At 75.8% G+C, this 11,167-nt stretch carries 9 protein-coding genes; 4 read left to right on the top strand and 5 right to left on the bottom strand.

The window, feature by feature from the left end:
* Positions 1–17: 17 nt before the first annotated feature.
* Both HYE82_RS27840 and HYE82_RS27835 read right to left on the bottom strand, forming a co-directional pair.
* Positions 18–1,202 carry an ROK family transcriptional regulator gene (locus HYE82_RS27840; protein ID WP_256987802.1) on the bottom strand — a complete coding sequence of 395 codons (1,185 nt, stop codon included), beginning with the start codon at positions 1,200–1,202 and terminating at the stop codon, positions 18–20.
* A gap of 290 nt (positions 1,203–1,492) precedes the next feature.
* Complete coding sequence (locus HYE82_RS27835) at positions 1,493–2,593, bottom strand: mechanosensitive ion channel family protein (protein WP_179176921.1); 1,101 nt, start codon at positions 2,591–2,593, stop codon at positions 1,493–1,495.
* Positions 2,594–2,854: 261 nt separating this feature from the next.
* Here HYE82_RS27835 and HYE82_RS27830 point away from each other — a divergent pair, with 261 nt between their 5' ends.
* Positions 2,855–3,391: an HNH endonuclease gene (locus HYE82_RS27830; protein ID WP_179176920.1), complete on the top strand. Its 537-nt coding sequence runs from the start codon at positions 2,855–2,857 to the stop codon at positions 3,389–3,391.
* 90 nt (positions 3,392–3,481) lie between these two features.
* On the opposite strand, the gene HYE82_RS27825 is transcribed toward HYE82_RS27830, so the two are convergent.
* Entirely contained in the window at positions 3,482–4,288 is an 807-nt protein-coding gene (locus tag HYE82_RS27825; RefSeq protein ID WP_256987800.1) for an alpha/beta fold hydrolase, read from the bottom strand.
* A gap of 177 nt (positions 4,289–4,465) precedes the next feature.
* Complete coding sequence (locus HYE82_RS27820) at positions 4,466–7,447, bottom strand: beta-N-acetylglucosaminidase domain-containing protein (RefSeq protein WP_179176923.1); 2,982 nt, start codon at positions 7,445–7,447, stop codon at positions 4,466–4,468.
* 288 nt (positions 7,448–7,735) lie between these two features.
* On the opposite strand from HYE82_RS27820, the gene HYE82_RS27815 reads away from it, so the two are divergent.
* Genes HYE82_RS27815 through HYE82_RS27805 form a run of 3 tightly spaced genes read left to right on the top strand, consistent with a single transcriptional unit; the run spans position 7,736 to position 10,315 of the window.
* Positions 7,736–7,966 carry a hypothetical protein gene (locus HYE82_RS27815; protein WP_309144469.1) on the top strand — a complete coding sequence of 77 codons (231 nt, stop codon included), beginning with the start codon at positions 7,736–7,738 and terminating at the stop codon, positions 7,964–7,966.
* Positions 7,967–8,000: 34 nt separating this feature from the next.
* On the top strand, positions 8,001–10,052 hold the full coding sequence (locus tag HYE82_RS27810) for a 4-alpha-glucanotransferase (RefSeq protein ID WP_179176919.1): 2,052 nt from the start codon (positions 8,001–8,003) through the stop codon (positions 10,050–10,052).
* Between the two features lie 20 nt (positions 10,053–10,072).
* Positions 10,073–10,315 (top strand): hypothetical protein, encoded by a 243-nt coding sequence (locus HYE82_RS27805; RefSeq protein WP_179176918.1) that lies wholly within the window; start codon positions 10,073–10,075, stop codon positions 10,313–10,315.
* Between the two features lie 226 nt (positions 10,316–10,541).
* Here HYE82_RS27805 and HYE82_RS27800 read toward each other — a convergent pair whose 3' ends face one another.
* Positions 10,542–11,039: a MarR family winged helix-turn-helix transcriptional regulator gene (locus tag HYE82_RS27800; protein ID WP_179176917.1), complete on the bottom strand. Its 498-nt coding sequence runs from the start codon at positions 11,037–11,039 to the stop codon at positions 10,542–10,544.
* Between the last annotated feature and the right edge of the window lie 128 nt (positions 11,040–11,167).

The raw sequence follows: 11,167 nt of genomic DNA, 5'->3' as shown, positions 1-11,167 counted from the left end.
GGGCAGAAGGGGCGGGGTCAGCGGCGGGAGGTGTCGAAGACCTCGTCACGGACGGCGGCGAGGGCGCTCTCCAGCGCACCGCGCAGCACGGGCCGTTCGCTCACGGCCCCGGGTATGAGGCGGGGCAGGGAGGGTGCGAGGTCGGCGAGCTCGGCGGCGACCAGCCCGCGCAGGACGTCCCCGCCGGCGTCGTTCACCGCGCCGGAGAGGACCACGATCTCCGGGTCCAGTACGGCCACCAGTGACGCGAGACCGGTCGCCAGTGCGGTGGCGTAGCGCCGCAACAGCTGCAGCCGCGCGCCCTCGGGGTGGGCGGCTGCCTGCCGGAGCAGGGCCACGGCCGGCCCGACCGGCGCTCCGGACCCGGCTGCGTGCCCCGGGGCCGCGGGCGGCAGGGCCATGCCGAGCTCGGCCGCCAGGCCGGCCACCGTCTGCGCCCCGGCCAGCGCCTGGTAGCCGCCGGAGTCGACCCGGGCTGCCTGCCGGACCAGCGGGTGCCCGGGAACGGGCAGGAACCCGACCTCGCCCGCGCCGCCGGTGAAGCCGCGGTGGAGCCGGCCGCCGAGCACCAGGGCGGCGCCGAGGCCCTCCTCGTTCCACAGCAGGACGAAGTCCCGGTGCCCGCGGGCCGCGCCGAGCCGCTGCTCGGCGATCGCGGCGAGGTTGACGTCGTTCTCGTACACGACGGGCGTCGGCAGGGCCGCCGCCAGCTCCCGGAGGAGGGCGGGGGAGTGCCAGCCGGCCGGGAGGTGGCCGGCGTGGCGCAGGACTCCGGAGCGCGGGTCGAAGGCGCCCGGGACGGCGATGACGGTGCGGTGGAGGTCGGAGCGGTGCAGTCCGGCGGCCCTGAGGGCCTCGTCCAGGACCCGGACGACCTGGCCGGCGGCCCCCGCGCCCTCGGCGTACGGGAGCTCGTGGCTGCCGATCACCTCGCCGGTGAGGTCGGCGACGGCGGCGGTGATCCGGCCCGGGGTGACGTCCACCCCGGCGACACGGGCGACGTGCGGATTGACCGCGTACAGCTGGGCGCCGGGGCCGGGACGTCCCGAGGTGGTACCGGTCGCCACGACGAGCCCGGCGGCCTCCAGCCGGGCCAGCAGCTGTGAGGCGGTGGGCTTGGAGAGGCCCGTGAGGTCGCCGATCCGGGTGCGGGACAGGGGGCCGTGGGCCAGCAGCAGGTCGAGGGCGGCGCGGTCGTTCATGGCGCGCAGCAGGCCGGGCGTTCCGGGAGCGGGCGTTCCTGTTCCGGGAGCGGGCGTTCCGGTTGCGGGCGGTCCTGTTCCCTGAGCGGGCGGGCCGGAGCCCGGGCCCGGCGGCCGGCCGGGGGACGTGCGGGAGGTCGTGCCGGTCATGGCGCTCGCTCTCGTCCGGGAACGGGGCTCGTCCAGGAACTGTCAGTCAAGTTTCCTATCGGTTTTCGGAGCCTGTCAACGGGACTGCCCCCGCAGGCGGTGGCCTGCGGGGGCAGTGTCAGCGTGTGCTTCGGCGGCGGCTACTTCGTGATCCGCGGCGAGCCGGACCCGGCCGGAGCGGGCGCCGGCGCCGGGATCGGGGCCGTGGCCAGGGCCTGCGGGGACGCAGGGTTGGCCAGGGCGGACGGCGGGGCCACGGCCGCCGATGGGTCCGCCGCGTCCTCCTCCTCGTCCGCGGGCGGCAGCCCGCCGACGATCCCGATGCCCGCCTCGTCGAAGGCCTCCTTGATCCGCCAGCGCAGCTCGCGCTCGACGGCGAACTGCTGGCCCGGCATCGTCTTGGCCGATACCCGCACCGTCATGGAGGCCAGCAGCACCTCCACCAGGCCCAGCACCTCGACCGGACCCCACAGCCGCTCGTCCCAGGGGGTCTCCTTGGCCATCCGGTCGGCGATCGCCGCGACCACCTCGCGGATCCGGGGCAGGCTCTCCTGGGGCTTGACCTGGATGTCCACGCCGGCGGTCGCCCAGCCCTGGCTGAGGTTGCCGATCCGCTTGATCTCGCCGTTGCGGACGTACCAGATCTCACCGTTGTCGCCGCGCAGCTTGGTCACGCGCAGGCCGACCTCGACGACCTCGCCCGAGGCCACCCCTGCGTCGATCTTGTCGCCGACGCCGTACTGGTCCTCAAGGATCATGAACACGCCGGACAGGAAGTCCGTCACCAGGTTCCGGGCGCCGAAACCGATGGCGACACCGGCCACACCCGCGCTCGCGAGGAGCGGGCCCAGGTTGATGCCCAGGGCGCCGAGTACCATCAGGCTCGCCGTGCCCAGGATCAGGAACGAAGCCACCGAACGCAGGACCGATCCGATCGCCTCGGAGCGCTGCCGCCGGCGTTCCGCGTTGACGAGCAGCCCGCCGAGCGCCATGCCCTCGACGGCCTCGGCGCCCCGGTTCATCCTGGTTATCAGCTTGGTCAGCGACTTGCGGACCAGCGAGCGGAGCGCGGCTGCGATCACCAGGATCAGGAGGATCTTCAGGCCCAGGTACAGCCACCCGGCCCAGTTCTCCTCGATGAAACTGGCGGCGTTCGTGACGCTCTCGTGGGCCTCCTTCACCGACGCGGCGGGGTCCGGTGTGTCGGCTGCCAGGGGCAACAGGGCGGCGGGCCAGGGCACGGCGGGAACCTCCAGGTGTAGCGGTCTGCCCGTGAAAGGGGTGTACCGGACAGGCCATCCACACTAACGGGGCATTCCCGTGACCCTGTTGCCTTGTTCGAGGGAGAGACCAGGCTCACCTGGGGATGAAGGACATGTGGTTGAAAACACCTCCGACCCGTTACGGGCGCGTGGTGGCGCTTCGACCAGCCGTAAGGAGAGACTGGAGAGCAGATCGTCCCGGCGCGAGCCACGCGCCGCCGGCGTACAAGGAGGCAGTCCGTGCCGCACGTCCTGGTCCTCAATGCGTCGTACGAGCCGCTCGGCGTCGTACCGCTCCGCCGCGCGCTCGTCCTCGTCCTGGAGAACAAGGCAGTCTCCCTGGAGGAGTCCGGCGCCTTCCTGCACAGTGCGACCCAAGTCGTCCCCGCTCCCAGCGTGGTACGGCTCAAGCGCTTCGTGCGGGTCCCCTACCGGGGGCCCGTTCCACTCACCCGCCGCGCGCTCTTCGCCCGTGACGGCGGCCGCTGCATGTACTGCGGCGGCGTCGCCACGAGCGTCGACCACGTCATCCCGCGCAGCCGGGGCGGGCAGCACGTGTGGGACAACGTGGTCGCCGCATGCCGACGGTGCAACCACGTCAAGGCCGACCGGCACCTGGTCGACCTGGGCTGGCGGCTGCGCCACCAGCCGGCCCCGCCGTCGGGGCTCGCATGGCGGATCATCGGGACCGGGCACCGGGATCCCCGCTGGATGCCGTACCTCCAGCCGTACGGTGCGGACGACGCCCTGGACCGCATCGGAGCCGCCGCCTCCTAGCGCGGCGGCCCTGTCACGCGCGAGGGCTCCGGCCGGCCGCCGGGGCCCTCGCGTCGTGGCCGGACCCGCAGCCCGTGGCCGCGTCGCCGGTCAGCGGGCCGCTTCGGCGTGGAGCTCCTCGATCAGGCGGGCGACGGCCTCCGGCTCGCGCAGCGTCGGGTAGTGGTCGGAGCCGGCGAGGCGGACCAGGCGGCAGCCGGGGATCCGGGCCGCCATCTCCTCGTTGCACTTCACGACCTCGGCCCGGTCCTGCTCGCCGAGCGCCAGAAGCGTCGGAGCGGTGATCTCCGCGAGCCGGTCGAAGGCGGGGGCGTCCTCGCGCTGGAGCCCGGCACTGCCGAACCAGGCGGGCAGCACCGCCCTGAGCCAGTCGGCCGCGACGGGATCCGCCTCGGGCGTGCCGCCGCCGGCCGCCCCCCACAGGCCGAGGCCGAGCCGGACGATGCCCTCCATGTCGCCGGCGGCGGCCAGCTCGCCCACCTGCTCGAAGAACCCGGGCGCCATCAGCCCGTCGTAGCCGGTGACCCCGGGCACGAACAGGGCGAGGCCCGCCACCCGCTCCGGGGCGGCCAGGGCCAGGCTGATCGCGGTGGCGCCGCCCATGCTGGAGCCGACCAGCACGGCACGGTCCAACCCGAAGTGGTCGAGGACCGCGGTGAGGTCCTCCACCTGGGAGTACGGGGCGGTGGGCGCGGGCGAGCGGCCGAAGCCGCGGGCGTCGTAGCGGATCACCCGGTGCCGTGCGGCGAGCGCCGGGAGCAGCGGGTCCCAGACCGCGGAGTCGGCGACCCCGGGATGGAGGAGGACCAGCGGCAGCCCGCCGGCCTCCCCGCCCGCGCCCTCACCCGAGTCCTCCGCCGAGATCTCGCCGTTGTCGACGGACACCATGGTTGTCATGGGCCCCAGTCTGTCCCGCCGGCGGGCGCCCGGACCAGACGGGTTCCGGCCGAAACGCCCGGATCCGGCCGTGGCGACGGGCCGGCGCGCCGACGGGCAGGCGGGCCGGCGCGCTGACGGGGCAGCGGGTGGGCGGGCCGGCGGGCCGGCGGGCCGACGGGGCAGCGGGTCGGCCGGTCAGCGGACGACGGCGTAGGCCTCCGCCGAGAACAGGCTGCAGCCGTACTTCGTCGCCCGCTTCTCGCAGGTGACCCGGACGAACCGGGCGTCCGCCGGATCCAGGCGGACGGATTCCGGTCCGCCCCGGGAGCCGGTCACGGTCGCCGCCCGGCGCCAGGTCGACCCGTCCGTCGAGGTCTCCACGCGGTACGCCGACGGATACGCGTCCTGCCAGTGCAGCACGAGCAGCCCGACCCGGGCCGGAGCCGCCAGCTCCGCCTGCCACCACACGCCGTCCGCCGCCGGGGAGGACCACCGCGTCGCGGCGTTGCCGTCCACCGCCGCCGAGGCCGGGAACGCCGGGGTCTCGTCCCCCGACGACGAGGCCTTCGCCGAGCGGAACAGGTCCGGGCCGCCGGTCTTGGGGACGGCGCGGACCGTCAGCACCCGGGTCTGCCCGGCGAAAGCCACCGGCACCCGGTAGCTGCCCGCGGGCGTGCCCGCCGGGACCGTCACCGAGACCGGCACCTGGACCCGGGTGCCGCGCGGCGCCTTCGCCTCGGCCGGCAGCTTCACGGCGACGCCCTCCGGCGCCGTCGCCGTCAGCGGCCCCCGCACCTCGCCGGGCCGCAGCGCCGACACCTCCGCGGTCACCGTCTTCGCCGCCCCGCCGATCTCCACGTCCATCGATTCCGGCAGCTCGAACGCCGCCTCCGGCCCGTCCGCCAGCCACGGCACGACCCGGTGCACCACCGGGTCGTCCCCGGCCCACGACAGCCGGACCGCGTCCGCGGCGACCCCGCCGACGTCCGCCTGGGTCCACCCCGACGCCGCCGCCTGGGCCACCTTGCGCCAGCCCTCGCCCGGCACGTGCACCTCCACGGCCGCGCCCCGTGTGCCCTCCGCCAGCGGGTCCGTCATGACCGTCACCGCCGACACCGGCCGCGCCGCGTCCAGCCGGACCGTCCACGCGCCCGGCTCCCGGGACACGGTGCCCGTCTGCCGGGCCGCACCGGTCCAGGCGTCGGCCTCCGTCACCGCCTTCGCCAGGAAGGCGTCCAGCACCGACTTGTCGACGCGCCCGCCGCCGTCCGGCTCGGCCAGTTTCCGGCGGGCCTCCGCCAGCGACTGCGAGGTCCGCCAGGCCGCCGCCCCGTCGCCGCGGGTCTGGGCGCGCAGCAGGTCCACCGCCAGCTCGCCCGCCGTCCCGTACGCCGAGAGCCGTGCCAGCCACGGTCCGGCCTCGCCGGACAGGCCGGGCAGCCGGTCGGGGGCCTCCCGCATGGCGGTGAACGCCGCCCGCAGCCGCTCCCCGGCCGCGGCGTCGCCCGTGCCGCGGGCCTGCCAGAACTCGTCCACCAGCGGGCGCAGGTATGCCGACTCGGGCAGGGCCAGGGCCGACGAGGCCGTGTTGCCGGCCAGCGCGGCCAAGGCCTTGCGGGTCCGCGGGTCCGGGCCCGCCAGTTCGTTGACGGCCGCCGCCCAGGAATCCCCGGCCCGGTAGCCGCCGGGGTTCCAGGCGAAGTCCGCGGCCGTGAACAGCGGGATCCGTGACAGCGAGGCCTGCTGCATCGCGTTGGCCAGCAGCCCTGCCGAGCCGCCCGCGACCGCCGGTTCGCGTCCCGTGTACGGGCCGAGGAAGATCCGGCCCGGATCCCAGTCGTTGACCGGGTAGTTGTCCATGGTGATCAGCGGGTGCTGGCCGAAGGCGCTGCGCGCCCCGGACAGTTCCTTGCCGGTGATCGTGCGCGGCACCACGCCCACGCCCGTCCAGGCGACCTCCACCCGTTCGTCGAGCCGGTCGGCCAGGGCGGTGCGGTACTTCGTCGCGCCGTTCTGGTGGTACTCCGTCGGCAGCAGCGACAGCGGGGCCGCGCCCGGATGCCGTGCGGCCAGGTGCGCGGCGAGCTCCCCCGCGACCTCGGCGTGGGCCTTCGCGGCCGCCGCCGGGCCCGTCCCGTACCGGACCCGGTCCGCCCGGCAGCCCCACTCCGAGTAGCTGACGTCCTGGAACTGCACCTGGAACGCGCGGAAGCCCAGCTCCCACATGGCGTCCAGCTTGCGCGCCAGCGCCGCCCGGTCTGCGGCCGAGGCCAGGCACATCGACTGCCCGGGCGACACGGCCCAGCCCAGCACGACCCGGTTGGCGCGGGCCCGCTCGGCCAGCTCCCGGAACTCGTCCTGCTGCGCGCGCGGGTACTCCGAGCGCCAATCCGTGGTGCGGTACGGGTCGTCACCGGGCGCGAACAGCAGCCGGTTCTGCTTGGTGCGGCCCATGAAGTCCAGCTGCGCGAGCCGCTGCTCCTGCGTCCACGGCTGCCCGTAGAAGCCCTCGGTGATCCCGCGGACCGGCGCGGCCGGCCAGTCCCGCACGCGTACGCCGGGCACCTTCGCCCCGCCCGCCGCCTTGGCCGCCGCGAGCAGCTGGCGCAGCGTCTGCGCCCCGTGGAACAGCCCGTCCTCGCCGACGCCGGCCAGCGCGACCGTGTCCCGGCCCGCGACCTTGCCGACGGCCAGGCGGTAGCCGCCGCGGGGCAGGTCCCCGGCGTCGGCGGAGCCCAGCGCGCGCAGCGCCTCATCGGCGCCGGGGCCGTCCAGCCGTACGACGGTGCCCCGTTCGGGCAGCGGCGCCCCCGGACCCGGCTCGTGCAGGATGCGGACGCCCGCCTCGCGCAGGGCCGTGCGGACCGCGTCGACCGCGTACGGGTCGGCGCCGGGCGCGGCGACCAGGACGGCCTGGCCGTCCAGCGGGACCTCGCGCGCCGACTCGGCGGTCATCGACTGCGGCCGCGGCCACACGGCGGGCCCTTCGGCGGCGGTGCGCTGCACGGTCGCGCCCGGGTCGAGCAGCGGGCCGGCGGCCGCGCCGGACGGCGCGCCTGCGGGGGCGGCGGCCGCGCCGCTGCCGGCGCCCACGCCCGGGCCGGGGCCGCCTGCCGCGTCCGGTGAGCCGGACGCCACCAGGGACCCCAGCGGCCCGGCGACCACCGCACCGCCCATGAGTGCCCCGATGACGGCGATGGCCGCCGCCGTGGTCCGCTTCCTGCCCCTGAGCTGCACGAAGCCTCCTTGTCCCGCCTGCTTTCCCCGCCCGTACGAACGAGCCCGAGCCCACCACCCGTGCGGGCGGAGTGTCAATGCGGGCGGGTGTTCTGCCCCGGAACCGCCAGGAATGCCGGGCCGTTCGCTGGGTATGGCTGCGGTGTCGAACGGCGTTGTTCCCTGATGCTGACCCGCCCTCACCGGCTGTACGGACAAAGGAAGGCATGCCCTGTGGACACCGCCGCCATCCCGCCCGCTCCCGCAACCGCCGCCGCCCGCACCGGACACGGAGGCAGAGCGGCGCGCCCGGTCCCCGTCCTGGCCCATCTGCCGGCCCAGGCCGGGCCCGCCGAGAGCCCCCTCACCAGCGAGCCCCCGCTCGCCGGCGCCGCGCACACGCCGCTGACGAGCGAGCCCCCGCTCGCCGGTGAGGCGCCGCTGACGAGCGAGCCGACCACACCCGCCGCCGGCGACTAGCCCGCCGGACCCCTCCACCGACCCAGGGACACACATGGACGACCTCGCCCGGCTCGCGGCGCTGCACGGCGTCGCCACCACCTACCGGCCCTCCGAGGGCGTCACCGTCCGGGTCCCGGACGCCACGGTCGTCGCGCTGCTCGGCTCGCTGGGGGTGTGCACCGACACCCCGGAGGCCGTCCGGGCCGAGCGCATGAAGGCGGAACGGGCCGCGGCGGAGCGGCTGCTGCCGCGCGTGTTGGTGTGGTGGGCCGGGTCCGCGCCACCCGCCGAGCCGACCGCGCTGCCGCCGGGCACGCGCTTCCGGCTGGAGCCGGAGGACGACGACGCAGCCGACGCAGCTGACGCAGCCGGCTCGGCCGTCGGGTGGGGTGCTGCGGCCGAGTGGCGGCCCGGCTCCGGTGCCGTGCCCCCGCTCGGTGTGCACCGGCTCCACGCCGAGACCCCCGACGGCCGAACCGGCACGGCCACGCTGATCGTCGCCCCGGAGCGGGCCCCGGCCGCGCCCGAGCGGGCGTACGGGCTGCTCGTCCAGCTGTACTCCCTGCTCTCGGCGCGCTCCTGGGGCATGGGCGACCTCGGCGACCTCGCGGACCTGGCCCGCTGGGCCGGCCGCACCCACGGGATCGGGTTCATCCAGGTCAACCCCCTGCACGCGGCCGTCCCCGGGACGCCGACCGACCCGTCCCCGTACCGACCGTCCTCGCGCCGCTTCCCCGACCCCGTGCACCTGCGGGTCGAGGACGTCCCCGAGTGGGCCGACTGCCCCGACCGCGAGGCCCTCGCCGCGCTCGCCTCCCGCGGCGCCGCCCTGCGCCGCGAGGTGCTGGAGGAGGGCGCCCTGATCGACCGGGACGCGGTCTGGGAGCTCAAGCGGGCCGCCCTGGAGCTGCTGTACGCCGTCCCGCGCACCGCCGAACGGGAGGCCGCCTACCGCGCGTTCTGCGCCCGGCAAGGGCCTGCCCTGGACGTCCACGCGACCTGGTGCGCCGGGCGCGCCGGCGAGGACCCGGAGCGGCGCGCCGACTTCCACCGCTGGCTGGTCTGGCTGACGGACGGCCAGCTCGCCGCCGCTCAGGAGGCCGCCCGCGAGGCCGGCATGGCGGTCGGCATCGTGCACGACCTGCCCGTCGGGGTACACCCGAACGGCTCGGACGTCTTCGGCTCGTCCCTGTACGCCGGGCACCTCAGCGTCGGCGCGCCGCCCGACGCCTTCAACGCGCGCGGCCAGGACTGGGGCCTGCCGCCGTGGCGGCCCGACCGGCTGGCGGCGACCCGGTACGCGCCGTTCCGGGAGCTGCTGCGCGGGGTGTTCCGCCACGCCGGAGCGCTGCGCATCGACCATGTGATGGGCCTGTTCCGGCTGTGGTGGATCCCGGAGGACTTCCCGCCCGCCGAGGGCGCGTACGTGTCGTACCACGGGGAGGCGCTGCTGGCCCTCCTGGTGCTGGAGGCCCACCGGGCGGGCGCCCTGGTCATCGGCGAGGACCTCGGGACGGTGGAGCCGGGTGTGCGCCGGGAGCTGGCGCGGCGCGGGGTGCTGGGCACCTCCGTGCTGTGGTTCGAACGGGACTGGGCGGGCGACGGTGAGCCGCTGCCGCCCGGGGCCTGGCGGGCGGACTGCCTGGCCACCGCCACCACCCACGATCTGCCGCCCTCCGCGGCCAGGCTGGCGGGCAGCCACGTCGAACTGCGCGACCGGCTCGGCCTGCTGACCCGCCCCGTCGAGGAGGAGCGGGCCGACGACGCCGCCGACACCGCCCGCTGGCTGGACGCGCTCGCGGAGCTCGGCTTCGACACCAAGGGCGAGGAGGCCGCCGTCACGGCCCTGTACGGCTTCCTGCTGCGCACCCCGGCGCGGCTGGTCGGCGTGTGGCTGCCGGACGCGGTGGGCGACCGGCGGCCGCAGAACCTGCCCGGGACCTGGGACCAGTACCCCAACTGGCGGCTGCCGCTCGCGGACGCGGCGGGACGGCCGCTGACGCTGGAGGAGCTGACCGCCTCGCCCCGCGCGAACGCCCTGCTGAGCGCGGTGCGGGAGGGCGCTCGCGCCCGTACGGCACCCCCGGGCGCGCGCCTCGTTTAGGTGTTCGCTACGTTTGCACCGTGGACAACAAGAACGCCCTGCGCGCCGGTGCCGTCACGGCCGGATCGGCGCTGATGATGCTGCTGATGACGTCTCCCGCGCTCGCGCTGACCCGCGACGACGGCGACGACCCGGGCCAGAGCATGAGCATGGCCGCGACCCTCGGCCTGTTCGTGTTCCTGCCGATCGCGCTGTTCCTGGGCATCGCGGGCCTCGTGATGGTCCTCGACAAGTCCGACCGGCCGCAGAAGAAGCAGGCCTGAGCAGCGCCGGTCCCGGACGGGACCGGCACGGCACACATTCCAGGACTTCCGGGGCGCCGGAGGGCCGCGGGCCGATGCGATGCGCATCGGCTCCCGTGCGGACCTCCGGCGCTTTGCCGTGCCCCGGTGCGGGCGGGCCCGGGTGTCGGCGCCGGCGGGTCGAGCCCCGGCGCCGGCGGGTCGAGCCCCGGCGCCGACGGTCGGTGCGGGCCGGGGCGGCGTACTGCTAGAGGCCGGCGAGGAGCTTGCGCAGCAGGCCGCTGAGCACGCCGACCTCCTCCTCGGTCAGTCCGGTCAGCGCTGCGCGCTGCACCTCCAGGCCGGCGGTGACGGCCTCGTCGACGAGGGCGAGCCCGCGTTCGGTGATCACGACCTGCAGTCCCCGCCGGTCGTGCGGGTCGGGCCTGCGACACAGCAGCCCGGCCTTCTCCAGTTTGTCCAGGCGGCCCGTCATGCCGCCCGTCGTGAGCATCAGCGTGGCCGACAGCTGCCGCGGCGAGAGCGTGTAGGGCGCGCCGGAGCGGCGTAGCGTACCCACGACGTCGAACTCGCCGCGTGAGAGCCCGTGCCGGGCGTAGGCGCGCTCCATCGCGTCCCCCATGGCCCGGGCGATCCGGTAGATGCGTCCGAAGAGCTCCATGGGAGCGGTTTCCAGGTCCGGCCGCACCGCGGCCCACTGGTCGATGATCGCGTCGACGGCGTCCTTGCTGGCCTGGGTGGTCATGTCGGCAGTATCCGGCCTTCCCCCGATCGTTCGCAAGAAAGCAGCTTGACGGCAAGTAGCTTAGAGGTAAGCTACTTGCCATCGACCTACTTGGGGGGATCCATGGCAAGGGCAGGGGCGAGGGCGGG

This window comes from Streptomyces sp. BR123 (assembly GCF_013401435.1).
In the GTDB taxonomy this organism is placed as follows: domain Bacteria; phylum Actinomycetota; class Actinomycetes; order Streptomycetales; family Streptomycetaceae; genus Streptomyces.
This window is presented reverse-complemented; position numbering and strand designations above follow the sequence as displayed.

Excerpts from the sequence above, each read along its gene's own strand:
- HYE82_RS27840 (WP_256987802.1), bottom strand. The coding sequence starts at position 1,202 with ATGAACGACCGCGCCGCCCTCGACCTGCTGCTGGCCCACGGCCCCCTG.
- HYE82_RS27825 (WP_256987800.1), bottom strand. The coding sequence starts at position 4,288 with ATGACAACCATGGTGTCCGTCGACAACGGCGAGATCTCGGCGGAGGAC.
- HYE82_RS27820 (WP_179176923.1), bottom strand. The coding sequence starts at position 7,447 with ATGGGCGGTGCGGTGGTCGCCGGGCCGCTGGGGTCCCTGGTGGCGTCC.
- HYE82_RS27810 (WP_179176919.1), top strand. The coding sequence starts at position 8,001 with ATGGACGACCTCGCCCGGCTCGCGGCGCTGCACGGCGTCGCCACCACC.
- HYE82_RS27800 (WP_179176917.1), bottom strand. The coding sequence starts at position 11,039 with ATGACCACCCAGGCCAGCAAGGACGCCGTCGACGCGATCATCGACCAG.